Below are 24,540 nucleotides of genomic sequence, written 5' to 3' on the forward strand. Positions count from 1 at the left end.
GAGATGACAATCAGACTTTGCAGTCTCTCCGCCTTGTGCTATAATAAGTTTCAATGAAAGAAAGTATAAAAAATAAGAAAGAGTAGGTAAAACAATCCATGAATCTATCAGACAGAATCCAGTACCTGCGAAAAGTGCGGGGCATTTCTCAGGAGGGGCTAGCCGAAAAACTCGGTGTGTCTAGACAGGCCGTTTCCAAGTGGGAGAGCGAGCAGAGTATGCCTGATTTGGATAAGATCATTTCCATGAGTGACTATTTTGAGGTGACCACAGACTATCTGCTCAAGGGAATTGAGCCTGTAGTCCAGAAAGAGGAAGAGCAGTCAATCAAGCACAGGAGAATAGCCAGCAATATTTGCTATCAGCTCTCTCTTGGCTTTGTCGGTCTGGGCATCATCCTCTCCATTATCCTAGCTGATTTTCTCAAAATCAGTATCTTGCTAACGCCGGTGCTGATCGTTCAGGGAGTAGGGCTGCTAGTGTGGGGAACGGGCCGCAATCTATCCGAGGTAAGACCTTCTTTTCAGGTTAAGCTAGCCTTGATTTTATTCTTGCTCTTTGTTCCCCTCGGATTTCTATCTAATATTCTTTTTCCTCTGGGCAAGATCTTTCCATATCCGACCAGTCTGGCAGCCAGTCTTACCTTTGTCACTTTCTACCTTATCCTAGGAGTCTGCATCAGTTTGTTCTTGAAAAAGCAAGATTGGAAGCAGTGAAAGAAAGCCGATAAAGAGGGCTAGACCAGAAGGAGTGAAATCCGCTCATAATCCAATCAAAATCCGCTCAAAAATAAAAACTCAGCTAATCACTAAATTAGCTGAGTTTTTATTTTACAAATCTCTCTTTTTCAGTGTAGCCAGTCCTGCTAAGCTAAAGACTGTGATCAGACTGAGAGCAAAGATAGCTGTTTTGGTGATGACACCTGGTATTGAAGCGTCTCCGTAGACGAACTCCATCTTGATAGCCTTGAACCATTCATTATTGGCATCAACCATTTGACTAGGGAGGCCGAGTAAGATGTAGGTCATGATATAGGTGATAAAGACGACACTATAGTTTCGAGTCAAGTAGAGGACAAAGCTGGTAATGCAGTACCAAGCATAGGTACAGATGACCTGCATGACAAAGAGTATTGCGAATTGTCCCCAGAAATTAGCTGGCAGGGTTCCCATATTACCGCCGGTTCGGACAAATTCGATGACAATACCTAAAATGTAGAGCAGTATGAACTGCATAGGCAGTAAGCTACCGATAACCAGTGCTTTAGAGAAGTAATACTGGGTCCGAGTCTTGCCTGTAGTCAGGTTATTGTGATAAAGTTTGTCATTGAGATCAACACCGAGAAGCAAGCTAGTCATGACATTGCAGGCAATAAAGAGCATGCCGCTGTTGTAGGAGACGACATCTATGGCAAAAAAGATACCGTTGTCGGAACTGACAACTTTGGAAGTGAAAATGGCGAGGAGAATTCCAAAGATGCAGAAAGCCTGCACTCCCCAGAATCCTACGGAGCGGAAGAGACGGTAGTAATCCGCCTTGATACTATTAAACATGAGTGTTTCCTCCTTGTTGGTTGATTAAGTCTGTAAAGTATTTTTCTAAGTCTTTGTGGGCGTAGTAGATTTCCCCGATTGGGATGTCGGCTAGGACTAATTCCTTGGCAATCTTGCGAATTTCTTGTACCTTACCGGAAATATGCAGCTCATCTTCCTTGTTGGTCGGTCTGAGCTGGTAGCCTAGCTTGTCTTGCACTAAATGAGCAGCTTGCTTGAGATTATCCGTTTTGAGGATGATATAGTCGCCGCTTTCTCGGTTAAATTCTTCCTTAGACAGCTCCTTGATGAAATGCCCTTGATTGATAAAGCCAAAGCGAGTTGCTACTAGATAAAGCTCGGACAGGATATGGCTGGAAATGATGATGGTGATGCCTAATTCTTGATTGAGGCGCTTGACCATTTCTCTAAATTCCTGAATCCCAACTGGATCTAAACCATTGATGGGCTCGTCCAGAATGAGCAAGTCGGGACGCCCCAAAATGGCAATGGCAATGCCCAACCGCTGTTTCATCCCTAGAGAGAAATTGCGGAATTTTTTCTTTCCAGTATCGGTCAGGCCGACATATTGCAGGGTTTCTTTGATGACTTTGTCAGCATTTGGAATGCCCCGGTCGGTACAGTAGTAGCGCAGATTTTCATAGGCCGACATGTGGGCATGAGCTACAGGGGTCTCGATAACAGATCCAGTATGGCTGAGGGCCTTGGTCCATTCTTGTTGGTTCTGAGAGCCCAGGACAGACACGGACCCTCCGCTAGGATAGATGACTTGAGTGATGATTTTGATCAGTGTGGTCTTACCAGCACCGTTTTTTCCGATGAGACCGTAGATCTCTCCTTTCTTGATGGAAAGACTGACGTCTTTCAGAGCATATTGATCACCGTATTTTTTAGTGAGTCCTTTCACTTCTAAAACATTTTGCATGATGTTTCTCCTTTAATTACTTTGTTTATACTTTTATTATACAAACTAATTATCAAATATTTCTCAAGAAATTCTAAAATATTTCTAAAGAAATATGTAATTGAAGAGATTAAAATGAGCCAGTCAAGAACTAGCTCATTTTCTACTATAAATCCTTTTTATGGAAAGTATAGAGGCTTGCTGCTGTGAAGACGGTCCCCAAAAACAAGGCGATTAGAACAATTCTTAAGGTTACACCGTTGCTTTGAAGTGTCTCAAAATCAAAGCTCATGGTTAAATGCTGCAGCCATAAAGATTTGGGATAAAATTGAGCAAGAGCTCCGGTTAAGGATGCGCAGAAAAGGTAACCTCCCAGAGCAGCAATCATAGATTTACTCAGATAAAGAATAAAGGAAATAATGGCTGTCCAAGCAATGACAGTCAGGCACTGCACAAAGAATAGAAGAATAAACTGAAGCAGGAAGGTGGCGGATAAATCACCGATACCGTTTAGAATGGCTGCTAGGATAAAGTTGATGCTATAATAGAGAGTCAACTGCAGGAACGTTACGCAGACCATGATTAGGGCTTTAGAGACGAAGAAACTGGTACGGGAAACACCGCTGGTTAATGTATTCTTGTAAAGCTGCTTGTTCAGATCTGTCCCGATGACGACCATAGACAGGATAATGATGATAAAAGTATTATTACCGATAGCGTTAGACACCGCTTGTATAAGCTGGACGGCATTTAATTTGCCAAAGACTGCGCTCAAGGTCGTCAGTAGAAAGATGAATTCGGTAATCCAAACAGCCTTGGAACGAAAGAAGCGGTAAAAATCTGCTTGAAAAGTATGTAACATGGTTTTTTCTCCTTACTGGACTAAATCTGTAAAGTATTTTTCTAAATCTTTGTGAGCTGCATAGATACCATTGACATGAATGTTGGATAGGACCAACTCCCTGTTGATGTCATTTAGTTCCTGCTCTTGGGCGACAATGTGCAGTTCGTCAGATTTATCAGCGTCCTTGAGCTGATAGTGGAGCTTGCCTTGGATGAGATTGGCAGCCTGTTCTTTATCGCTAGTCTTGAGGACGATATAATCTTCGCTGGCTCGGTCAAAGTCATCCTTGGTGAATTCTGCGACAAGCCGTCCTTGGTCAATCACTCCAAACTTGGTGGCTACCAGATAAAGCTCGGACAAGATGTGGCTGGAAATGATAAAAGTGATTCCCAATTCTTGATTGAGTCGCTGAATCATCAGTCGAAATTCCTTGATGCCAAGAGGATCTAGGCCGTTGATGGGCTCGTCTAAAATCATGAGTTCAGGCTTACTGATAAGTGCAATAGCGATTCCTAGACGCTGCTTCATTCCTAGCGAAAAGTTGCGGAATTTCTTTTTACCAGTATTGCTCAATCCGACATAGGCCAGGGTTTCCTTGATGAGCTGGTCGGGCTGGGCAATCTGGTGGACCTTGCAGTAGTAGTTGAGATTTTGATAAGCAGTCATCTGATTGTAAGCAACTGGTGTTTCGATGACAGTACCTATCTTGCGCAGGGCTTCATTCCATTCCTTAGAGTTCTGCGAACCAAAGACAGAAACGGTTCCGCTGTTGGCATGAATGAGCCGGCTAATGGTCTTGAGAAGAGTGGTTTTGCCAGCCCCGTTCTTGCCAATCAGTCCATAAATATCGCCTTTCTGGATTGAAAGACTCACATGATCGAGGGCGTATTGCTGGCCATATTGTTTGGTAACTTGCTTTACTTCTAAAACAGTTTGCATGGTATATTCTCGCTTTCTTAGGTTTGATTTTAGTATACAAGCTAGACTTCAAATATTTCTCAAGAAATTCTAAAATATTTCTAAAGAAATGCGGAACAACCAATCGGCTGACTGGCTGCTTGGGGTGTTCATTTTTTATGTTAAAAGATGTCAAGTTCTCAAAAGCAACAAAGGTTTCAGCAATGCTTTGTGAAGAAGAATAGTCATTGCTAGACTTGTAGCTAGTTAAGCTGTTCTGGTATAAGTTGAGGGTCGAATTCTTCTTTGGTAAATTCTGTGACAAGCTTGCCTTGTTCCAGAACGCCAAATTTGGTGGCGACCAAGGAAAGTTCAGATAGGATGTGACTGGAAATGATAAGGGGCGTCCCTAGTTCTTGGCTGATTCGCTGGATCATGAGGTGGAATTCCTTGATGTCAATAGGTCCCAGATTATTAAAAGGCTCATCCAATATCAGCAGGTCTGGCTTATCAATAAGGGCGATAGCGATGCCTAGCCGCTGCTTCATGCCTAGGGAAAATTCACTGAATATTTTCTTGCCAGTCTTGGTCAGTCCGGTATAAGTTAGGCATTCTTGGATAACCCTATCAGGATTGGCAACCTTTCGATCAATGCAATAATAGAGCAGATTATCAAAGGCCGTCAGATGCTCGTGGGCAATCGGTGTTTCGATGATAGCTCCGCTTTGCTTGAGCGCCTTCTTCCATTCCTTCTGATTGTCAGCAGAGGAAAAGAGGGCAGTTGTTCCGTTGCTGGCATGAATGAGCTGGGAAATTATCTTAATCAGGTTAGTTTTTTCACTCCCTTTCTTGCCAATCAGTCCATAAATATCGCCTTTTTGGATAGATAGGCTGACTTGATCAAGGGCGTATTGCTGGCTGGATTGTTTCGTAATATGTTTAATCTCTAAGATATGCTGCATGGTGATACTCCGTTTCTTTGTTCTTACTTTTAGTTTACAGCCTAGACTTCAAATATTTCTCAAGAAATTCTAAAATATTTCTAAAGAAATGCAGAACCAATCCAAAAGCAATAAAAAAGCAGCCAAAGGGCTGACTGCTTAAATTTATAAGTCCCTGTGCTGAAAGGCTTGGTAACCACCTAAGATAGAACCAGCTAGGATAAGGAATAAGAATAGTTCAGAATTTATCTGAGGGAAAACGATGACGAGGCTAGACTGAAGCATAATCAGGGCGAAAAAGACGAGATAGCTGGCTAGGGTGGAGCGGGTCAGGTAGAGAAGACAGGTAACTACGGAACTGCAGGTCATAATAAAGAGAAAGGAGCGAAAGAAAGACAAGGAAAAGCTCCAGAAAAAGTTCTTTGGCATAGTTCCAAGTCCGTGGAAGAGGCTCCCAAAGATAAAGGCTATAGCAAAGGCTGCCACTAGTTGAAAGATGATAATTATGACAAGAACAGCTATTTTGGATAAGTAAAATTCTTTCCGAGAAACCCCGCTAGCCAATATATTTTTGTATAGTTTTCTAGTCAGGTCACGACCTAGCAGAAAGATGATGAGCACAAGGACAGTAATCATGACAAAGGGCAGGAAATCTTTAGCAAGCTGCCCGAGAGCTTCAAATCCTGTCCAACCTTGGCTGACTATTTCTTCTGGATCAGAAGATGTAGAGATATAAAAATTAAAGTTTCTTTCACCAAGAGAGCTGATGAAAATGAGAAAAAAGAGCAGCCCTTCTATTAGCCAAAAAAGCTTGGAGCGGACAAGCTGGTAGAGTTCCGCCTGAATGGTATGTAACATGAAATCTCCTCTGAATGTTTAAGATTGTACCTGCTTTTTATAAATCTTTCTTTTTGAAAACCATCAGCCCGCCACCTAGAAAGAGCAGGGTGACCGTTACCACTGTCAGGATAGCCTTGATAACAGCTCCGCTATCTGCTGCCATATCTGTGTTAAATCGCAGAGTCAGATAGAGCAACCATTCATTGTCAGGGTAAAAGATGAGGGGAATAGTCAGTAAGGTACCGCCAAGGAAATAGGTTAGAAAGCTAGACACGATGGAGTGGCTGGCATAGAGTACAAAAGAAATGATGGCAATCCATGCAATCGTGCCGAGAAATTGAACGAAGAGAGCAGCTACCAGCTGAGGCAAAAAAGAGCTGGGGGCACTACCAATTCCGTTGGACAGACTAGCGGTCACAAAGGAGATAGATACAATCATTAGGAAGTGAAAGGCTGCGATGCTAACGCAGACAAAGAATTTAGAAAAATAATAGCTGAGCTTAGAGATGCCATAGCTCAGACAGTTTTTATAAAGTTTCCGAGACAGGTCCACTCCAAGAACTATACTGATACCAATAATAGTGAAAAATAACAGACTGTCTGTATTGCCTGCAAAATAGTCCAGAGCTTGAAGACCGGTTAGTTTTCCTAGAGCTTGAGTAGCAGCCTCATTTCTGGAGATATTTACTCCTAAATGAATATTTGCTTGGAAGAAGGTTGCTGAGAAAATCACACAGAATAGTAAAAACTCAGTAATCCAAAAGCCTTTTGAACGCATGAGCCGGTAAAAATCGGCTCTAATGAAATCCATCATGATAAGCCTCCCTTTGTCATTTGACCAAGTCTGTAAAGAAGTTTTCTAGGTTTTGTCGTGCATAGTAAATCTCCTGCACTGGTATATCTGCAGTCGCAAGTTCCTTGACAATCTTGCTAATCTCATGAGAATGGGTGAAGATATGAATCTCGTCAGAAGCATTGACCACCTTGATGCGATGCATGAGCTGGTCGTGAATCAGCCGGCTGGCTTCTTCTAACTGTGACGTTTTAAGCACGATATAGTCTTCACTCTGTTCTTCAAACTCCGCCTTGGAAATCTCGCGAATCAGCCGTCCTTCCTCGATAATGCCGAACCGAGTACCCACCAAGTAGAGTTCAGACAGGATATGGCTGGAGATGATAAAGGTCATGCCAAACTCCTCGTTGAGCCGCTGCACCAGCTGGCGGAATTCCTTGATGCCGACCGGATCCAGGCCATTGATAGGCTCGTCCAGTATCATCAGGTCAGGTCTAGTAAGAAGCGCAATAGCCAGACCCAGCCGCTGTTTCATCCCGAGAGAGAAGTCACGAAATTTCTTCTTGCCGGTATCCGTCAAGTCCACGTATTCCAAGGTTTCACGGATGACCTTGTCCGCATGGGGAATATGGCGGAGCTTGCAGTAGTAGCTGAGATTTTCATAGGCTGTCAGGTGGTTGTGAGCAACCGGTGTTTCGATGACCGATCCGACCCGTTTGAGGCTCTGCGTCCATTCTTGATAGTTCTGAGAGCCAAAGAGGGAGATATTGCCACTGCTTGCTTCCAAAAGCTGGGTGATGACCTTGATCAGAGTGGTCTTTCCGGCCCCGTTCTTGCCAATCAAACCGTAAATATCTCCTTTTTTTATCGTCAGACTCACATCGGTCAGAGCGTACTGCCGGCCGAATTTTTTGCTGACTTGCTGTAAAACCAAAACATTTTCCATGATCAATTCTCCTTTTCATGATGTTAGGAGAGAAAACTCCTCTTCTTATTAATTAGTATAGCGCCAAACCTTCAAATATTTATAAAGAATTTCTCAAATATTTCTAAAGTTTTTGATTGGTTTTATAAAAGGGTCAGAACTCATGTAGGAATTTCTCAATTATTTGAGCAAATGTTTCTGGCGCTTGGCTATTCAGAGAATGGCCGCCCTTTTCTATAATGCGAAGTTGAGAATCTTTTAGCAGCTTGTTAAGTTCATAGGCAGCTTTTAGATTGGGCTTGTCTTTGTTTCCGCAAACCAGCAGGCTGGGGAGCTTGATTTTCTTTACCTTATCAGTAAGATTTACCTTACGCAGTTCGGTCAAAATCCGCAGCATCTGGCCTTTATCCGCCCCTTGCTTGGTGAAGACGCTTTTGGGCATCAGTTTAAAGACGAGAATCTGCAGTCTGTAGAGAAAATTATCTGCTAAATTATATTGAGTCCCGGATAAAATCAAACCCTTCAGATGAGGAAGAGCTTGGTCAGCTAGGTCCAGTGCCAGTAGGCCACCGAGTGACAAACCGACTAAGATAAAAGGCTGTTCTTCAGCTTGAAGGTGCTGGAGGGTTGCTTGTCGAATGTCTTGGTAACTTTCATTGCCCTTCGGAAAAAGAGCCAGCGACTCCGTTGGGACATTGACTAGGGCTTCTTGAACTTTCTTCCAAGAATGCGCATCTTGCCCTAGTCCGTGCAGAAAGATAACTTTCATGTCAGAGCTCTCCTTTATAAATCTCCAGCTCGTACAGCCCTCTGACTGCATTACAGGCGTAGATTTTCTCCGCTTGAGCCAGGTCAGCCAGCGTTAAAACTTTCTCAGTAGCCTGACCCTTATCCAGTAGCTGCTGGCGGTAGATACCCTTAAGCAGGCCTAGTTCAGCTGGAGGCGTGTAGAGCTTGCCGTCTAGCTCCAGCAGCAGATTGCCGATAGAGGTTTCCAGTAGCTGGCCTTGGGAATTGTAGTAAATCTGTTCTTGCTGCTTCAAGGTCAGATGTGGCCGATGGCTGGTCTTGAAATAGGTAAAGGGCTGAGCTAGATTGGCTGTTTGCTCGACCAATTTTGCCTTTCTGAAAGTCGCCGTCAGCGGCAACAGAGGAGCCATTTCTAGCTCAATGCTGCCGTCTTTTTTAAGAGCTATACGCAGCCTGTAATCCTGCCCTTTATCCAGCTGAGCGTAGGTTTCTTCTAACTTTTGCTTCAGTTTGTCTTGGTCGAAAGGATAGGCGAAGTAGCTGGCTGCTTCTGTCAGTCTTTGCAGATGTTGTTCTTGCCAGGTTAGCTTTCCGTCCGTTACTTTTCCTGTAGAAATCAGGTCGAATCGCGGATTTTTCCGATAGAGGACGGCAGATTTTTGCTGGGTTTCGATGTATTCAGATTTCCACGTGCTGTCCCAAGTGATTCCGCCGCCAACGCCGTAGATAGCTTTTTCCCGCTCTAGCTGGATGGTGCGGATGGCAACGTTAAAAATCCGTCTCTGGTCTGGCAGACAGATACCTACTGTACCGCAGTAGACCCCGCGGGCAGCTTTTTCTGTCGCCTTGATGATAGCCATGGTCGAAATCTTAGGAGCACCTGTAATGGATCCGCAAGGAAAGAGCGCCTTGAAAAGCTCTGCCAGCCCAATTCCCTCATGTAGCAGGCTTTTAATGGTAGAGGTCATCTGCCAGACTGTAGAGTATTGCTCGACGCTGCAGAGATGCTCAACCCGCTCGCTGCCCGTTTGAGAAATGTGATTCATGTCATTACGGAGTAAATCGACAATCATCATATTTTCTGCTCGGTTTTTGGCATCTTGTGCTAACCATGCAGCCTGCTCTCTATCCTGCTCTAAGGTCAGTCCCCGATTGGTGGTTCCTTTCATAGGACGAGTGGTCAGTTGACCTCGCTGCTCCTCGAAAAAGAGCTCGGGGCTGATGGACAAGATGGCGGTCTCATCATGCTCTATATAGGCATTGTAGGCCGCATTTTGCTCGACGACCAGCCTGTTGTAAATAGCTAAGCTGTCCTCAGGATTGAGCTCTGCACACAGCTGCACCGTGTAGTTGACCTGATAGGTATCACCCTGGCGGATATGATGATGGATAGTCTCGATAGCTTTCTGGTACTCTTGCTCAGAAGTCAGCCCCTGCCAAGCCGCTGGCATCCCCACTTCCTTATAGGTCAAGGGAATGGAAGCCTCCTCGGCCTTATCGTGGATAGTAAAGTAGAGGAGGTATTCTTTTTGGAGCGGAGCTGAGTGAACCTGAAACTTTTCCTCGAAGGCTGGCGCTGCTTCATAGCTGACATAGCCGACAGCATAGTATCCTTTCTCCTGCCAGCCCTCAATCTCTGTCAAAAGTTCCTCCACTTGGTCAAGACGGCGAGTCTTTAGCTCCTTGATGGGATTCGTAAAAATCAGGCGTTGGCCCAACTGCTTAAAATCAATAATCGTTTTCTTGTGCATAAAGTTATTTTATCATAAGATAATTTGAATGAAAACGGATTTATCGGATGAAACAGTCATTCTTTTATAATGGTTGACAGATTAGAAAGTAGCTAGGTATACTATTTTAAAAAAAGAAAGAATGAGATTTCTATGAAGTCGAATAAATTGTTATTGGTAAATGGGATTGTGAGTATTATAGCGGGAATTCTTATCATCTATTTTTCTTTACAAAGATCGAGTTTTGAGTTTGTTGATTTGATTGTCAGCTTCATTGAGAATTACATATGGGCACTTCTGATTATGCTAATTAATGTTTTCTTGTTGATACTTTCCTTAGCGGGTATGTCTCATTATAGTGGGGACTCAAGGGTCAATAAGATGAATCATCAGATGCTGCTTTTTGCATCTATCATGGGATTTATTCCTTTTCTAGCTATCTTTGCAGGCCTTCTGTCCATAGGGGCTGGATTTCTATATCTTCAAGATTTTCAAAAAATTAAAAGTGAAGACAAAGCTGATTAACCCTTGCTTCCTCCTGCTCGAAAGCCCGCGAAAATTATGATAAAATAAGGAAATGACAAAACCTTAAAAGGAAGCCTTATGAAAAAAATAAATGAATCTTATAAACTGATCGTCTTTGCGGCGCTCGCTCTGGCTCTGGTTCTCTATATCGGGAACATCTGGTCTGGGCTGCAGAGTCTGACTTCGGTTTTTTCACCCATTATATTAGGTGGAGTCCTGGCCTTTATCTTTAATGTTCCGATGAAAAAGCTGGAAGACTTCTTGGGCAAATGCCGAGTCCCTCAGAAGTTGCAGCGCGGTTTGGCCTTAGTTTTAGAGGTGCTGATTTTAGCTCTCATTATGACGGGGATTGTCTCCATCGTCGTGCCAACCCTGACCACAGCGGTCAATCAGCTAAGCGCAACAATCGGCAAGGTAGCGCCTCAGGTAGCCAAGTGGCTGCAGCAGTCTGGCTTGCTTTCCTCTAGCCAGCTGAAAGATTTGACCAAGCAGCTGCAAAATAGTGACATTGTCAACCGAGCCATCTCTCTTCTGGGCAGTCTGACAGGCAATATCTCTGCCATCTTTGGCAATTTCTTCTCGGTCATCATGTCTATTTTTCTCATGTTTGCTTTCTTGAGCAGCAAGGAGCATTTGCAGACAATCACTAGCCGTCTCTTGCAGGTCCTGCTTCCTGAGAAAGCTGTCAAACGCCTATCCTATGTCGGTTCTGTCATTGTTGAGACCTATGATAAGTTTCTGATGGGGCAGATGATCGAGGCCGTCATTGTTGGGATTTTAGTCTTTATCGCCTACTCTCTGACAGGCCTGCCTTATGCGGCCTTGACAGGAGTTCTGGCTGGAGTGCTCTCTTTCATTCCCTACATCGGGCCTTTCTCAGCTTGTGCTCTAGGTGCTATCTTTATCTTCACCGACAGCCCTTGGAAAGCCCTTCTTTCAATCGCAGTCTTTCAGGGAGTGCAGCTGATTGAGGGCAATGTTATCTATCCGCGCGTGGTAGGCCAGTCCGTCGGTCTCCCAACTCTCTTTACCCTAGCCGCCGCCCTGATTGGGGGTAACCTCTTTGGCTTGGTCGGCATGATTTTCTTCACGCCTATCTTTGCAGTTATCTACCGCTTAATCAGAGAGTTTGTTGTGGAGAAGGAGGAGAAAAAAGCACTAGTAAAAGAATGAAAAGAAGCCAGCGAAAATAAAAATCGCTGGTTTTTCTTTTTCCAAGGTCATAACTTCTACCTATAGCAAACAATAATTACAGTCAATGGTGCTTCTAAAATGGGGATTTTGGACTGGTTGACGAGATAGGTTATAGTTTTAGGCTATATCAAACTCTGGAAAATTCCAATTATACAGAGGGGGGATTTTCTGATAAGATAAAATCAAGAAAAATTTTGGAGGACGTTTATGTCAACGACTATCATTGGTTTCCCACGTTTGGGTGAATTCCGCGAATTGAAATTTACTACTGAAAAATACTTTAGACATGAAATCTCAGCAGAAGAGCTTCTGGCTGCGGCCAAAGAGCTGCGCGCTAAGCACTGGAATATTGTTAAGGAAAAGGGGATTTCAGAGATTCCGTCAAATGACTTTTCTCACTATGACAATGTGCTGGATGCGGCCTTTCTCTTTAATGTAGTGCCGTCATCTGTACAAGGGTTGGAGTTGACTGACTTGGAGCGTTATTTTGCCTTGGCTCGTGGTTATCAGGGCGAAAAAGGGGATGTCCGTGCCCTTCCGATGAAGAAATGGTTCAACACTAACTACCACTATATCGTTCCTAAATTTGAAAAAGAAACCCAAGTCAAACTGGCTGGGCATAAGATTTTTGATGAATTTGCAGAAGCTAAAGAGTTGGGCTTGGTAACCCGTCCAGTTGTGGTTGGACCATTCACCCTCCTGCAAGTATCTGACTTTGAAGATGGTTCAGCGCCGGCTGACTTTGTAGATGCTCTGGCTGCAGCTTATCAAGAAGTTTTTGCCAAATTAGCAGAGCTAGGTGCAGAGCGTATCCAGCTGGATGAGCCAAGTCTGGTCAAAGACCTGTCAGCAGAAGAAAAAGCTCTCTTCTTGGACCTTTATAAGAAGCTTTTGGCAGACAAGAAAGGCTTGGAAGTCTTGATTCAAACCTACTTTGGTGACGTTCGTGACATCTATGCAGACCTTGTAGAGTTGCCAGTAGATGCGATTGGTCTGGACTTTGTAGAAGGCAAGAAAACTCTTGAACTTGTCAAAGGTGGTTTCCCAGCTGATAAGACACTTTATGCAGGGATTGTCAATGGTAAAAATATCTGGCGCAACAACTATGAAAAGAGCTTGGCGGTGCTTGAGCAAATCCCAGCTGAAAATCTTGTTTTGACAAGCTCATGTTCACTGCTCCATGTGCCATTTACAACGGCTAATGAAGAATTTGAACCAGCAATCTTGAACCACTTTGCCTTTGCGGTGGAAAAATTGGATGAAATCCGTGACTTGGATGCTATCCGCAATGGCAGTGGTGCAGAAGCACTTGCTGCTAACAAAGAACTCTTTGCGACTGAACGTGTTGGTGAAAATGCCGAACTTCGTGCACGCATCGCTGGTTTGACTGACGCAGATTACACTCGTTTGCCAGCCTTTGCAGAGCGTGAAGAAATCCAGCACAAGACACTCAATCTGCCACCGTTACCAACTACGACAATTGGCTCCTTCCCTCAAACTAAGGAAGTCCGTGCTAAACGTTTGGCTTTCCGCAAGGGTGAATTGTCAGCAGAAGACTATGACAAATTCTTGGCTGAGCAGATTGATGAATGGATCAAGTGGCAGGAAGAAGTCGGCTTTGACGTGCTAGTGCATGGTGAGTTCGAGCGTAATGACATGGTTGAGTACTTCGGTCAAAACCTGTCAGGTTACCTCTTCTCTAAGAATGGTTGGGTACAATCATACGGTATGCGTGGGGTTAAACCACCAATCATCTGGGGCGATGTGACCCGTCTCAACCCAATTACTGTAAAATGGTCTAGCTATGCGCAAAGCCGTACAGACAAACCTGTTAAGGGCATGCTGACTGGACCTGTTACCATCCTCAACTGGTCATTCCCACGCGAAGACATCTCTATCAAGGATTCAACCCTTCAAATCGCCTTGGCAATCAAGGATGAGGTGCTTGACCTTGAAGCTGCAGGTGTTAAGATTATCCAAATCGACGAGGCTGCTCTTCGTGAGAAATTGCCACTCCGTCGCAGCGACTGGTATGAAGATTACCTTGACTGGGCAATTCCAGCCTTCCGTCTGGTACACTCAACAGTAGCGCCAGATACGCAAATCCACACTCACATGTGTTACTCAGAATTTACTGATATCATCCCTGCTATTGACAATATGGATGCGGACGTGATTTCCTTTGAAGCGAGCCGCTCTAACTTGGAAATCCTGGATGAGCTAAAGGCTAAGAACTTCCAGACAGAAGTGGGGCCTGGAGTTTACGATATCCACTCACCGCGCGTGCCAAATGAAGAGGAAATTGACCATACGATTGAAGCTATCTTGGCTAAGGTGCCAAGCAGCAAGGTCTGGATCAACCCTGACTGTGGTCTTAAAACTCGTGGTATCCCAGAAACCAAGGCTAGCTTGGTGCGCTTAGTAGAAGCAGCCAAAGCAGCTAGAAAACACTTGAAATAATCCTCCTCGAACCTCAAAAGTTGATCTTGATGGAGGAACATACCAAAATTGAAGCGGAGCTGACAATCCTGCAGGAGCTGTTTTTGTAGGATTGTCCTTGGCTATCGCTACCATCATTGAAAGGAACTTTTTGTTATATGGTTCGTCGTCACACACCCAGTCTCTCATTTGAAGTATTTCCTCCCAATCCGGCAGTAGGCAATGATAAGATTTTTCAGGCATTGAGAGAGATGCAAGATCTGGCTCCTCACTTTATCAGTGTGACAGCCAGCAATAATAAATTTGACATTGAGGAGACGACGGTTCGTTTGACTGAGTTCATCGCCAACGACCTCAAGATACCGACGATTGCTCACCTACCCGCGGTTTATCTGACCAAGGACATGGTGTCCAATATCTTGCAGTCTCTAGATCGGGTTGGTGTCCATCAGATTTTAGCTTTGCGAGGGGATATTTTTCCAGATGTAGCGCCTAAGGATGATTTTACCTATGCTACTGACTTGATCGAATACATCAAGACAGAAGCACCGCACTTTGACATCATCGGAGCCTGCTATCCGGAGGGCCATCCGGATTCTCCAAATCAGATTTCGGATATTCAAAATCTGAAGAAAAAGGTGGATGCTGGCTGCTCTAGCCTAGTGACCCAGCTTTTCTTTGACAATGAGCGCTTCTATGATTTTCAGGACAAGTGTATTTTAGCCGGTATTGAAGTGCCCATCCATGCTGGGATTATGCCGATTCTCAATCGCAATCAGGCTCTGCGCCTGCTCAAGACCTGTGAGAATATCAAGCTGCCAAGAAAATTCCGGGCTATTCTGGATAAGTACGAACATGACCCAGAGTCTCTGAGAGCAGCTGGTCTGGCTTATGCTGTGGACCAAATTGTTGACTTGGTGACCCAGGATGTGGCGGGCATACACCTTTACACTATGAATAATGCTGCAACAGCCTACCATATCTATAAGGCTACCCATGCCCTCTTTAATCATAACCCATCCGTCCAATCTTTCTAAGATGAATGAAGAAACCACTAATCAGATTCATTTGCTGTTTAGTGGTTTTTGTTTTATAATAAGGATAAAAAACTTATCCAAATCTAAGGAGGAGCTGATGGAGCATTCGCTGACCTTGGTTAAGTCTATGCAGTTTGGCCAGGAAGATTGTTTTTTTGCTTTCTGTGGTTATTCAAAAACGGAAGCCCATCATAGCTTTGGGCCGGCTGTTCGGGATGTTTATGTCATTCATATCATACTGGAGGGACGGGGGACTTACTCCGTTGGCAATCAACGTTATGATTTGCAGGAAGGGCAGGGCTTTGTGGTGCCACCGGGTCAGTCGGTCTTTTATCAGGCTGATGGAGAAGAGCCTTGGTCTTATGTCTGGATGGGATTGGGTGGACGCCTCTTGCCTCCTTATCTGCAGGCTCTGGGCTTACAGTCTGGCCAATGGTCTTTTGAGCTGACTTCTTTGCAGGAATTTAAGGCCTTGGTCTTTGAAAGTCTGGCTTACGAAGGCAGCGGAATAACAGCTGAACTGGCTCTGCAAAGGCAAGTTTATCGCTTCTTAGAGCTCTTGTCCCAGCGTCTTAAGCAGACCTCTTTAATCACGGAAAGCCGTCGGGTCAATCCCTATGTCCAGCAGGTCTTGGAACTGCTGAGCAGTCATCTGCCAGAAAGTTTATCTGTACAGGACTTGGCGCAGAAATTGGCTCTGCACCCTTCCTACCTATCTCGGCTTTTCAAGGATGAAGTAGGAAAGGGGATCAAGGAGTACAGTAATGATTTGCGGCTCAATATGGCAGCCGATTTGCTGACGAGCAGCCAGCTTTCGGTGGAAGAGATTGCCAATAAGACGGGCTTTGCCGGAACACAGAGTTTTTCAAAAGCCTTCAAAAAGGCGCGTGGCCAGTCGCCCTTGAATTTTCGCAAGTCTAGCTCTCATCTGGGGCAGGAGCTGTAAAAAGTCACATTTGGATAAATAATACTAGAAAGAAAGGCTTACCAAAAGGGAGAGCCTTTTTTATAATGAAAGGAGAAGCATGATTGCGGACTACGAAAGGAGAAGGTCATGAATAAGGCGAGTATTTTGTTTAATGAAGAGTACAGACAATTTCATCTGACTAATGGTGAGATTTCTTATATCTTTCGGGTTTCGGAGGATGGTAAACTCTTGCAGCTTTACTACGGCGCGGCGGTACCGGAGCGGGATTATTCTTATCTTGTGGAGCTGCAGCATCGACCTATGACGACCTATCGGAAAGAAGGGGATTTACGTTATTCTTTGGAGCATGTGCGGCAGGAATTTCCAGAATACGGCACGACAGACTTTCGCCATCCCGCTATCTGTCTGCGGCAGGGAAATGGCTCGTGCATTACTGACTTTGTCTATGTCAGTCATCAGATGGTAGATGGTAAGCCAGCTTTAGAGGGGCTGCCCGCTACTTATACAGAGGCTCAAACGGAGGCTAAGAGTCTTATTCTAACCCTGCAAGATGCGGTGACAAAAGTAGAAGTTCAGCTGTTTTATACGATTTTTGCTGATTGGCCGGTTATCGCTCGCTCCTGCAAAGTGATCAATCAAGGCAGGGAAACTTGCTACTTGGAATCCCTAGCTAGTCTGTCGCTGGATCTGCCAGATGCTGATTATGACTGGCTGCAGTTATCAGGGGCATGGGCCCGGGAACGCCATATCAAGGAGCGCCCGCTTCAGCAGGGGATTCAGTCCATTGAGTCAACTCGTGGTATTTCCAGTCCTCACCACAATCCTTTTGTAGCTCTTAAGCGACCGGAAACGACTGAGTTTTCAGGTCTAGTGCTAGGAGCGGCCTTGGTGTATTCAGGCAATTTTCTCATTCAGGCTGAGGTGGATACCTATGATGTGACTCGGCTGCAGCTAGGCATCAATCCTTTCGGTTTTGAGTGGAAGCTGGCTGCGGACCAGTCCTTTACCAGTCCAGAAGCTCTGCTGGTATATTCTGAGCAGGGCCTCAACGGCATGAGTCAAGTCTTTCATCAGCTATTTCGTCAACGACTAGCAAGGGGATACTGGCGCGAGCGAGCGCGTCCTGTGCTCATCAATAACTGGGAAGCTACCTATTTTGACTTTAGTGAGAATCAGTTGCTGGATCTTGCTGAAAAGGCTCAGGAAGTAGGAGTGGAGCTCTTTGTGCTAGATGACGGCTGGTTTGGCCAGCGGACTAATGATCGCGCTGGGCTGGGGGATTGGTTTGTCAATCCAGACAGGTTGCCGCAGGGGTTGGGCTCTTTAGCAGAACGTATTCACGGTTTGGGCATGCAGTTTGGTCTTTGGTTTGAGCCGGAAATGGTCAATAAGGACAGCCAACTCTACCGAACTAATCCTGACTGGCTGTTGGCAGTGCCAGATAGACAGCCCCACCATGGTCGGAATCAGTTCGTTTTGGACTATTCTCGGTCGGAAGTAGTGGATGAGATTTTTGAGCGTCTGTCGGCGGTTATTGAGGAAGCGCAGCTGGATTATATCAAATGGGATATGAATCGCCCTCTGACGGATGTCTTCTCAGCTGCCTGGCCAGCTGATCAGCAAGGAGAGATTTTTCACCGCTATGTCTTGGGTGTTTATGACTTGTATGAGCGTTTGATTAGTCGCTATCCGAGATTGTTATTTGAGTCCTGCTCTTCAGGTGGGGGCCGCTTTGATCCAGGTATGCTCTACTATGCTCCGCAAGCTTGGATCAGCGATGACTCGGATGCGATTGAGCGCTTGAAAATCCAGTATGGAACCAGTCTTCTCTATCCGCTTTCATCCATGGGAGCTCATGTCTCCATCGTGCCCAATCACCAGACCAATCGTCTGACTCCGTTGAAGACGCGGGGCAATGTCGCCTTTTTCGGTTCCTTTGGCTATGAGCTGGACCTTAATCAGCTAAGTCCAGAAGAATTGGCTGAGGTCAGAGAACAGATAGCTTTTTACAAGCGCCATCGAGTTCTGATTCATAATGGAACTTTTTATCGACTGCAGTCGCCATTTAAGGGAGATGGGCAGACAGCTTGGATGGTTGTTAGTCAGGATCAGAATACTGCACTTTTAGGCACTTTCAAGGTCCTCAACCAAGTCAATCGCTCTCATCAGCGCTTGCAGTTGAAAGGACTGGCTTTGGATAAGGTCTATTGGCTAGAGGGGCGTGCCTATATGGGGGCTGAGCTTATGCGAGTTGGGCTGGTCACAACGGACGCTTCCAGCGGTCAGCTTCTGGAGGATTCTGAGCAAAAGCCGAGCTATGACTTTGATTCAAAACTCTGGCTGTTTGAAGCAGAGGATGAGTAGATAAGATGGGAAATAAATCATAACCACCCGTCTAACGGGTGGTTATGATTTATACTTGACTGTAGGTTTCACGACGACTTATTTTTGAATCTTCTTTTTTGCTGTGTATTGGCTGTGCTTGGCATTCTTTATTCCTCTCACTTCGAGTAAAGACCATGGAGAGTAGTGCCAGAGCCGCAAAGGCAGCTCCTACGTACCAGTAGGGCATATCCAGCGTCGTGGAGCGGCCAGATAGATTGACGATGCCACGGATGAGCATGCCGGTTGTCATAATGGCTACAGCCGAGTTCCAGAGGTTGAGGCTGAGCCGAGAGAGGTTAGGGATGACCTTCATGAAGAGCAGGAGGAGGATGCCACCCACTAGAGGAATGGCAAAGAGATAGTGCATGTGGCTAGATGTTTCGCCGAAACTGAAGGATTCATAGATTCTGCTGAAAGCAAAGAAGAAAATAGTTAATAGTGCGTAGATAAGGGCTGTTTTTCTAAAACGTTTTTTGCTGGGATTAGTAACCGATGTAGACAATATCACTCACCGACCTTTCTGAGATAGTATTTCCGTTGGTTGTAGGTTTGTTAATGACCTGACCGTTAAAGTAAAGTGTAGAGGAGCCGCCGCCGTCAAGGTTATAGGCAGTCTTGACACCATAAGATTTCATGATTTCTGCCATCTGGTAGAGGGAAAGCCCCTCGCTTTCTGAGGTGCGTCCGTCTGAAACGATGATGATGTAGTGGTTTTCATCAATGATACCGATAGCTGTCCGTGGATTGGAAGACATGGACTGGCCGACTTCAGAGTTGGTATCAACGACAATCTCACCGTTTTCGACCAAGGATGGACCGAAGGCCAAGATATTGACCACACCGTCTTTGACCAGTTGATCGGCAGAGACTTGGTCTTCATAGATAATCTTGAAGGAGCCGTCTTTGTAAATAGCCAAATCACCATTGCTGGAGTCTTCTCGGACGGTATCGCGGTAGACGACGCCATTGCGGATGACATAGCCAGTTGTGTTGGCTCCATAGTAGTCGCCGTTAACCGCTAGGATAGCATTGTTGTTGGCCGCCGTTTCCGAGGTCTTGGCGGTGACATTGTTTCCGTAGGTATTTTGGGCAAAGGCCGTTTTCAGATATTCTGATGAGCTGACGGTCACATCGGCGATGTAGACTTGGGTGTTGCTGACGGTCTTTTCAGTTAGCGTGACCGAGATGTTGTCATCTGAATAGCTGGTGTCCGTTACAGTCGCTGTTTCCGCAGCCTTGCTGGCAGCCTCGGCATCGGACGACGAACTTGTGCTTGAAACCGTGGAAATGGTCTCTGCGATGACAAAGGTTTTCAGCATGGAGTAGCTGAAAGAAGCTGTCAGAAGCAGCCCGAAAATGGAGGCATAGGCATAGCCTTTCTTTAAAAATTTCATGATGCGGTGTGTGTCCTTTCCTTAAAAATAAATCTCTTTTGCACCATCCAGGAGACGGTGAAGAGCAAGATGCCGACGATGATTTTGACAATCAGAAGATTGAGAGCAAAGACAGCATAGAAGAGGCGAATCAGCAGTGTATCTAGGATAAAGAGCACTGCAGCTAGGCTGAAATAGCCGGTTCCAGTCTTGAGTATACTGTCGTCGTTCTTAAAGACCAGCTTTTTGTTGGTTGAGTAATTAAAGATTGAGCTGGTCACGCGGGCAATCCCATTTGCGAGAAGAATTCTCAGACTGGTCGGCACGGCAGCTAAAAACAAGAGAGCCAGTGCGTAGACGATGTAGTCAACGACGAAACTGCTGAGAGAAGTCAGGGCAAATTTGAAAATATTTTTATAAATCATGAGCCCGTCTCGAATCGGTCGGAAGTGGGAGCCTTGATTGTCATTGATATAGATCGTCTCAATGGGCACTTCCAAAATGGGATATTCCTTGCTGGCTTCTAAGAGCATGTTCATTTCATACTCATAGCGCTGCCCCTCTATCTTTAGCATAAATGGAATCATGTTGGTCGTAAAGGCTCGCAAGCCTGTCTGAGTATCGGAGACACCCACGCCAGTTTGGGCTTTGAAGAGAGCCCGAGTCAGACTGTTGCCGAAGCGGCTGCGCAGAGGCACCTTGCCAGTAAAGGCGCGTGCTCCCAGAATCAGCCGATTGGGATTTTCAGAAGCCTTGCTCGCTACACGGAAAATATCCCAGACCTTGTGCTGGCCGTCCGCATCTGCTGTTGCCACCGTTCCGTATATCTTCAGTGCTTGGATAAAGGTAAAAGCAGTCTTCAGCGCTTGCCCCTTGCCTTGGTTGACCTGATGACGGAGCACGGTCGCGTACTGCTCCGCCTGCTCAAAGACTATCTGGCATTTAGATGAGCTGCCGTCATCGATAACAATGATATGAAAATCACTCTTATGGTGAATTTTTTTAATCAGCTTAATAAGATTATAATCAGGCTCATAGGCCGGAATCACTAGATAATCCATATCCATACCTCTTTCTTAGATGATTTGTAGAAAGTATACAGACTGCGGCTTAAAGATTCCTAATATAAGTTAGTTTTAAGAAAATGTTAACATTTCTTTAAGGAAAGAGCAGAGAAAGGAGAGGATAGAAAGGCTGGTGGGAATGGGCTAGATAATACATAACTATCTTAAATGAGTCTTAAAAATTAGGAAAATAAATATGAAGATACTCCAACTTTTTATTAAAAAACTATAACATTGTACCAAAAATATTAACAGTATAAGAAATATGCGTTATAATATTAAAGGTATTATATTATAGAAAGGTTGTCTTATGAAAAAATCATTTCGTAAAGTTGTTATAGCTTCGGCTGTCATACTGAGTGCGATGGCTTTTCAACCTCACGAGGTAAAAGCTTTCGATTTTGGCGGAGGTTTTAGCAGTTCTAGTTTTGGAAGTTCTTTCTCAGCCTCTGATTATGCGCCAATCAGTTCTAATTCTAGTTCAAGCTTAAGCAACATCAGCACAAGCGACTACCGTCCGATTAGTACACCATCGGTAAGTGAAAGTGTCAGCAACGTTAGTTCGAGCGACTACCGTCCGATTAGCACACCGTCGGTAAGTGAAAGTGCTAGCAACATCAGTTCGAGTGACTATCAGCCAGTTAGTACACCATCGGTAAGCGAAAGTGTCAGCAACGTTAGTTCGAGCGACTATCGTCCGATTAGCACACCGTCGGTAAGCGAAAGTGTCAGCAATGTTAGTTCAAGCGACTATCAGCCAACTAGTACACCATCGGTAAGTGAAAGTGTCAGCAATATCAGTTCGAGTGACTATCAGCCAATCAGCACACCATCGGTAAGCGAAAGTGTCAGCAATGTTAGTTCAAGCGACTATCGTCCAATTAGTACACCATCAGTAAGCGAGGACGCTAGCAATATCAAGCCTAGCGATTACAAACCAATCAGCGATTCATCTGTAAGTGCTTCAGACAGCTTGGCGGATTCTGTTGATTATAAGGCGATTGCTGGTAAAGATGATACTGTAACGACAGACAATCTTGCTAAAAAAGGTAAAGATGATGCCTTGAAAATGGCGGATTCCAAAGTAGATCAATCAGCGACAGACGCTTTGGGTGCAGTAGACTTTACTGAAAAGGCCTTGGAGTCTGCCAATGCTGGAACTCAAAAAGCAAGCACAGGCAGTAGCCGCTATAACTTAGCTGTCTCACCGGAAGTTGAAACAGCTTTAGATTCCTTGTCAGAAGAACATAGAAATCAGTTTATTAAAGCGTTAAAAGACCATGGTTATGGTCTGAATAATTCTGAAACGTCGGCTACCACAACTCCAGAGTATAGTTTAAGCTCAGCCTCCTCAAGTAACAAGGGAAAGTTAGATTTTACTCCTTATGGTCAGTCTACTCTTACCGATAGCCAAGGTCAGCCTACATCGGCTTATCAAGGCTTGTTGGATTTTGCAAATAGTAAAGAAAGTCAGCCTCTATTTAATCAATCTGCAAGTAATGACTATCAGATCAAGAAAGGTGATAGCTTAGCCAAAATCGGCAATCTCCATTATCCAGATGATAAGGAAAAAGCAGCAGCAGCTTCTATGCTGGCTCTTCAGGATTTGCATGGGCAGAATAAGCTGAACATCAATAATAAACAAAATCGTATTAATCTGACACCTGGTGATAAGGTCAATGTAGATTTATCTAACTATACATCAGAAGAAATCAGTGCGTTAGCCAAAGGATTTAATAAAATCCAGTCGGCAGAAAATAAAATTGATACTTTCCGCCAGGCTCAAGAAGAAGCTAAGGCCTTGGCGCGAGCTCAAGAAAGACAAAACAGAGCTTCTCAAGCAAGGCAAGCTCGAATCGAAGCTAGAAATCTTGCCCAAGACCAAGCGAAAAAAAATCACACGCAGCTGACCCAACAAGCAACACAGAAAAGTCAAGAATCTAATTATAGTCCTCTTTACATTAGTCCATTGTTCAATCTCAATAAGGGGAATAAGGTTCAAACCGTCATTCCATATAGGATAGGGGCAAAGAGCTATATTCCAAAGAATAGTTCGCCTGCATCAGGGGGAGTTAGTGACTTTCAAAATAGAAAGGGGCTAACTGATAGGATTAATAATTTAGTGAACAGTCTTCCCCATGTTTCTAAAAGTCTTTCTGATGAGGCTAATGAGCTTGGTGAGAAGCTTATGGATAGTGGTGCGAGCGAAAAGAGATTTGATAAATATATTGTTGGGAGAGGAAGTGTCGCTTTAGGAGAGGGCATAGGTAGTGTTTCAGCAGCTATTAAAAGGATGGCTGATAACCCTAGCGCAGCTCCTTCTGGCATCTTTAAAGGCGCTGTCAACTTAGTAGCAGATGTACCAAATGGGGCCATAAATCTTGGAAAAACAATAATTGATGGTTGGACTTTAATAGCTGAAGAGTTACCGTTCATACAGCGAGGAGCTTTGCAAAGTTTCCGTGATAGCACACCATATAATTTTCCTAGACCTCTTGAGTATAGTAGTAAGGCTGAGGAAGATTATAGTATATTTAGTCCAGGTGCGCTAGCCAAGGGGGCTAAATTATTAACTAAAGGAGCTTCTGCTCTAGGAGTTACTAAAATGACTTCGGGTGTTGGGGCAGCTAAAGATTTATCGGTTACAGAGGTGACTAGGAAATCTCCATTTGCAGAAGTTGCTAAACTTGAGCAAAAAGGCCATCAGTCTGCTTTAACAGAAAAAGTTTTAAACAACATAGCAGATAGCGCAAGGGCTCGAGAGGCTTCTAACTTCTCTACTCACGCTAGAACTGAAAGAATACTAAATAATATAGCAGATAGCGCAAATGCTCGAAGAGCTTCTAATTTTTATCCTCACATTGGCAAGGAAAAGAGGATTGATACGCATCGTTACGATCTATGGAATCGTTATGTGAATGAAGGATTGGAGCCATCTGATAGAGCAAAGCTGACCCAATGGTCTCAACTACTTGAGCCTGAATTCTATCTTGAGAACAAAAAAGTATTTGACAATCCAGATTATTTTAATCAGCTAACCGGAAACGCCATTTATCCAGGAACTCCCGAAAGTGCTTTGGGCAGGGTTGATGGAAGTATACATAAAGATGGATTTTTGAATGGTGAATACAAAGAATCCGTTATATTACCAGGAACCAGAATAAATAGGATTGGTTCTAATCCAACAGGAAGGTATTTCTCTCCTGCAGGAGCAACATTTGGTGAAAAGGCTTTGCCTCCTTTTATGAAATTACAACCGGATTCAGACTATATTTCTCTAAAAGAGATACCAATAAGAGAAGGATTAGTCGCACCTTGGTTTGATGAACCTGGTATGGGTATTCAATATTATACATATTTGCCGATGAGAGAACTAGAAAAAGGTGGTTACTTACATAAAACAAAAAAGGAATGATTT

20 protein-coding genes and 1 pseudogene are annotated in these 24,540 nt (G+C 44.5%); 8 read left to right on the forward strand and 13 right to left on the reverse strand.

The features are described 5' to 3' along the window. Positions 1-98: 98 nt before the first annotated feature. Complete coding sequence (locus tag RYK49_RS01205; RefSeq protein WP_314830326.1) at positions 99-716, forward strand: helix-turn-helix transcriptional regulator; 618 nt, start codon at positions 99-101, stop codon at positions 714-716. Positions 717-830: 114 nt separating this feature from the next. Here the strand turns inward: RYK49_RS01205 and RYK49_RS01210 are convergent, their stop codons facing one another. The 10 genes and pseudogenes from RYK49_RS01210 to pabB all read right to left on the reverse strand — a co-directional run bounded on the left by RYK49_RS01210 (position 831) and on the right by pabB (position 10,198). Further along, positions 831-1,553 (reverse strand): lantibiotic ABC transporter permease, encoded by a 723-nt coding sequence (locus RYK49_RS01210; RefSeq protein ID WP_004189941.1) that lies wholly within the window; start codon positions 1,551-1,553, stop codon positions 831-833. Next, a complete protein-coding gene (locus tag RYK49_RS01215) occupies positions 1,546-2,478 on the reverse strand; it encodes an ABC transporter ATP-binding protein (protein ID WP_048772336.1) in 933 nt (310 codons plus the stop codon). Before RYK49_RS01215 ends, RYK49_RS01210 begins: the two co-directional genes overlap by 8 nt. A 145-nt stretch (positions 2,479-2,623) precedes the next feature. Beyond that, positions 2,624-3,319: a lantibiotic ABC transporter permease gene (locus tag RYK49_RS01220; RefSeq protein WP_048772339.1), complete on the reverse strand. Its 696-nt coding sequence runs from the start codon at positions 3,317-3,319 to the stop codon at positions 2,624-2,626. A gap of 12 nt (positions 3,320-3,331) precedes the next feature. Continuing rightward, positions 3,332-4,240 (reverse strand): ABC transporter ATP-binding protein, encoded by a 909-nt coding sequence (locus RYK49_RS01225; RefSeq protein ID WP_048772341.1) that lies wholly within the window; start codon positions 4,238-4,240, stop codon positions 3,332-3,334. A gap of 251 nt (positions 4,241-4,491) precedes the next feature. Continuing rightward, positions 4,492-5,160 (reverse strand): annotated as a pseudogene (locus RYK49_RS01230) (ATP-binding cassette domain-containing protein); the annotation flags it as partial. Positions 5,161-5,304: 144 nt separating this feature from the next. Then, entirely contained in the window at positions 5,305-5,997 is a 693-nt protein-coding gene (locus RYK49_RS01235) for an ABC transporter permease (RefSeq protein WP_314830329.1), read from the reverse strand. Between the two features lie 37 nt (positions 5,998-6,034). Then, positions 6,035-6,793: an ABC transporter permease gene (locus RYK49_RS01240; protein ID WP_314830330.1), complete on the reverse strand. Its 759-nt coding sequence runs from the start codon at positions 6,791-6,793 to the stop codon at positions 6,035-6,037. 16 nt (positions 6,794-6,809) lie between these two features. Further along, the gene (locus RYK49_RS01245; protein ID WP_314830331.1) at positions 6,810-7,718 is read right to left on the reverse strand and encodes an ATP-binding cassette domain-containing protein; all 909 of its coding nucleotides are present in this window, start codon (positions 7,716-7,718) and stop codon (positions 6,810-6,812) included. A gap of 133 nt (positions 7,719-7,851) precedes the next feature. Beyond that, positions 7,852-8,466, reverse strand: coding sequence for an alpha/beta hydrolase (locus RYK49_RS01250; RefSeq protein WP_314830332.1), 615 nt, complete (start codon positions 8,464-8,466; stop codon positions 7,852-7,854). Position 8,467: 1 nt separating this feature from the next. Beyond that, the gene (gene pabB, locus RYK49_RS01255) at positions 8,468-10,198 is read right to left on the reverse strand and encodes an aminodeoxychorismate synthase component I (RefSeq protein WP_314830333.1); all 1,731 of its coding nucleotides are present in this window, start codon (positions 10,196-10,198) and stop codon (positions 8,468-8,470) included. A 132-nt stretch (positions 10,199-10,330) separates the two neighbouring features. Here pabB and RYK49_RS01260 point away from each other — a divergent pair, with 132 nt between their 5' ends. The 6 genes from RYK49_RS01260 (at position 10,331) to RYK49_RS01285 (ending at position 18,664) form a co-directional block, all read left to right on the forward strand. Next, on the forward strand, positions 10,331-10,702 hold the full coding sequence (locus RYK49_RS01260; RefSeq protein ID WP_314830334.1) for an insulin activator factor: 372 nt from the start codon (positions 10,331-10,333) through the stop codon (positions 10,700-10,702). Between the two features lie 78 nt (positions 10,703-10,780). Continuing rightward, entirely contained in the window at positions 10,781-11,875 is a 1,095-nt protein-coding gene (locus tag RYK49_RS01265; RefSeq protein ID WP_314830335.1) for an AI-2E family transporter, read from the forward strand. 228 nt (positions 11,876-12,103) lie between these two features. After that, on the forward strand, positions 12,104-14,356 hold the full coding sequence (gene metE / locus RYK49_RS01270; RefSeq protein ID WP_314864646.1) for a 5-methyltetrahydropteroyltriglutamate--homocysteine S-methyltransferase: 2,253 nt from the start codon (positions 12,104-12,106) through the stop codon (positions 14,354-14,356). 137 nt (positions 14,357-14,493) lie between these two features. Next, the gene (gene metF / locus RYK49_RS01275) at positions 14,494-15,372 is read left to right on the forward strand and encodes a methylenetetrahydrofolate reductase [NAD(P)H] (RefSeq protein WP_002896521.1); all 879 of its coding nucleotides are present in this window, start codon (positions 14,494-14,496) and stop codon (positions 15,370-15,372) included. 1 nt (position 15,373) lies between these two features. Beyond that, a complete protein-coding gene (locus tag RYK49_RS01280) occupies positions 15,374-16,318 on the forward strand; it encodes an AraC family transcriptional regulator (RefSeq protein WP_314864720.1) in 945 nt (314 codons plus the stop codon). Positions 16,319-16,426: 108 nt separating this feature from the next. Further along, positions 16,427-18,664 (forward strand): alpha-galactosidase, encoded by a 2,238-nt coding sequence (locus tag RYK49_RS01285; protein WP_314864648.1) that lies wholly within the window; start codon positions 16,427-16,429, stop codon positions 18,662-18,664. Positions 18,665-18,713: 49 nt separating this feature from the next. Here the strand turns inward: RYK49_RS01285 and RYK49_RS01290 are convergent, their stop codons facing one another. Genes RYK49_RS01290 through RYK49_RS01300 form a run of 3 tightly spaced genes read right to left on the reverse strand, consistent with a single transcriptional unit; the run spans position 18,714 to position 21,125 of the window. Beyond that, on the reverse strand, positions 18,714-19,187 hold the full coding sequence (locus RYK49_RS01290; protein ID WP_314830338.1) for a hypothetical protein: 474 nt from the start codon (positions 19,185-19,187) through the stop codon (positions 18,714-18,716). Then, positions 19,168-20,079 carry a phosphodiester glycosidase family protein gene (locus RYK49_RS01295; protein ID WP_314830339.1) on the reverse strand — a complete coding sequence of 304 codons (912 nt, stop codon included), beginning with the start codon at positions 20,077-20,079 and terminating at the stop codon, positions 19,168-19,170. Before RYK49_RS01295 ends, RYK49_RS01290 begins: the two co-directional genes overlap by 20 nt. After that, on the reverse strand, positions 20,076-21,125 hold the full coding sequence (locus tag RYK49_RS01300; RefSeq protein WP_314830340.1) for a bifunctional glycosyltransferase family 2/GtrA family protein: 1,050 nt from the start codon (positions 21,123-21,125) through the stop codon (positions 20,076-20,078). The genes RYK49_RS01295 and RYK49_RS01300 overlap by 4 nt, the downstream gene beginning before the upstream one ends. A gap of 970 nt (positions 21,126-22,095) precedes the next feature. Between RYK49_RS01300 and RYK49_RS01305 the strand changes: the two genes are divergently transcribed. After that, complete coding sequence (locus RYK49_RS01305) at positions 22,096-24,537, forward strand: TNT domain-containing protein (protein ID WP_314830420.1); 2,442 nt, start codon at positions 22,096-22,098, stop codon at positions 24,535-24,537. Positions 24,538-24,540 lie beyond the last annotated feature (3 nt).

The sequence above is a fragment of the uncultured Streptococcus sp. genome, from assembly GCF_963525625.1.
Taxonomy (GTDB): Bacteria; Bacillota; Bacilli; order Lactobacillales; family Streptococcaceae; genus Streptococcus.

Excerpts from the sequence above, each read along its gene's own strand:
- RYK49_RS01245 (WP_314830331.1), bottom strand. The coding sequence starts at position 7,718 with ATGGAAAATGTTTTGGTTTTACAGCAAGTCAGCAAAAAATTCGGCCGG.
- RYK49_RS01295 (WP_314830339.1), bottom strand. The coding sequence starts at position 20,079 with ATGAAATTTTTAAAGAAAGGCTATGCCTATGCCTCCATTTTCGGGCTG.
- RYK49_RS01250 (WP_314830332.1), bottom strand. The coding sequence starts at position 8,466 with ATGAAAGTTATCTTTCTGCACGGACTAGGGCAAGATGCGCATTCTTGG.
- pabB (WP_314830333.1), bottom strand. The coding sequence starts at position 10,198 with ATGCACAAGAAAACGATTATTGATTTTAAGCAGTTGGGCCAACGCCTG.
- RYK49_RS01260 (WP_314830334.1), top strand. The coding sequence starts at position 10,331 with ATGAAGTCGAATAAATTGTTATTGGTAAATGGGATTGTGAGTATTATA.
- RYK49_RS01285 (WP_314864648.1), top strand. The coding sequence starts at position 16,427 with ATGAATAAGGCGAGTATTTTGTTTAATGAAGAGTACAGACAATTTCAT.
- RYK49_RS01225 (WP_048772341.1), bottom strand. The coding sequence starts at position 4,240 with ATGCAAACTGTTTTAGAAGTAAAGCAAGTTACCAAACAATATGGCCAG.
- RYK49_RS01265 (WP_314830335.1), top strand. The coding sequence starts at position 10,781 with ATGAAAAAAATAAATGAATCTTATAAACTGATCGTCTTTGCGGCGCTC.
- metF (WP_002896521.1), top strand. The coding sequence starts at position 14,494 with ATGGTTCGTCGTCACACACCCAGTCTCTCATTTGAAGTATTTCCTCCC.
- RYK49_RS01235 (WP_314830329.1), bottom strand. The coding sequence starts at position 5,997 with ATGTTACATACCATTCAGGCGGAACTCTACCAGCTTGTCCGCTCCAAG.
- RYK49_RS01220 (WP_048772339.1), bottom strand. The coding sequence starts at position 3,319 with ATGTTACATACTTTTCAAGCAGATTTTTACCGCTTCTTTCGTTCCAAG.
- RYK49_RS01300 (WP_314830340.1), bottom strand. The coding sequence starts at position 21,125 with ATGGATATGGATTATCTAGTGATTCCGGCCTATGAGCCTGATTATAAT.
- RYK49_RS01210 (WP_004189941.1), bottom strand. The coding sequence starts at position 1,553 with ATGTTTAATAGTATCAAGGCGGATTACTACCGTCTCTTCCGCTCCGTA.
- metE (WP_314864646.1), top strand. The coding sequence starts at position 12,104 with ATGTCAACGACTATCATTGGTTTCCCACGTTTGGGTGAATTCCGCGAA.
- RYK49_RS01215 (WP_048772336.1), bottom strand. The coding sequence starts at position 2,478 with ATGCAAAATGTTTTAGAAGTGAAAGGACTCACTAAAAAATACGGTGAT.
- RYK49_RS01280 (WP_314864720.1), top strand. The coding sequence starts at position 15,374 with ATGAATGAAGAAACCACTAATCAGATTCATTTGCTGTTTAGTGGTTTT.
- RYK49_RS01205 (WP_314830326.1), top strand. The coding sequence starts at position 99 with ATGAATCTATCAGACAGAATCCAGTACCTGCGAAAAGTGCGGGGCATT.
- RYK49_RS01240 (WP_314830330.1), bottom strand. The coding sequence starts at position 6,793 with ATGATGGATTTCATTAGAGCCGATTTTTACCGGCTCATGCGTTCAAAA.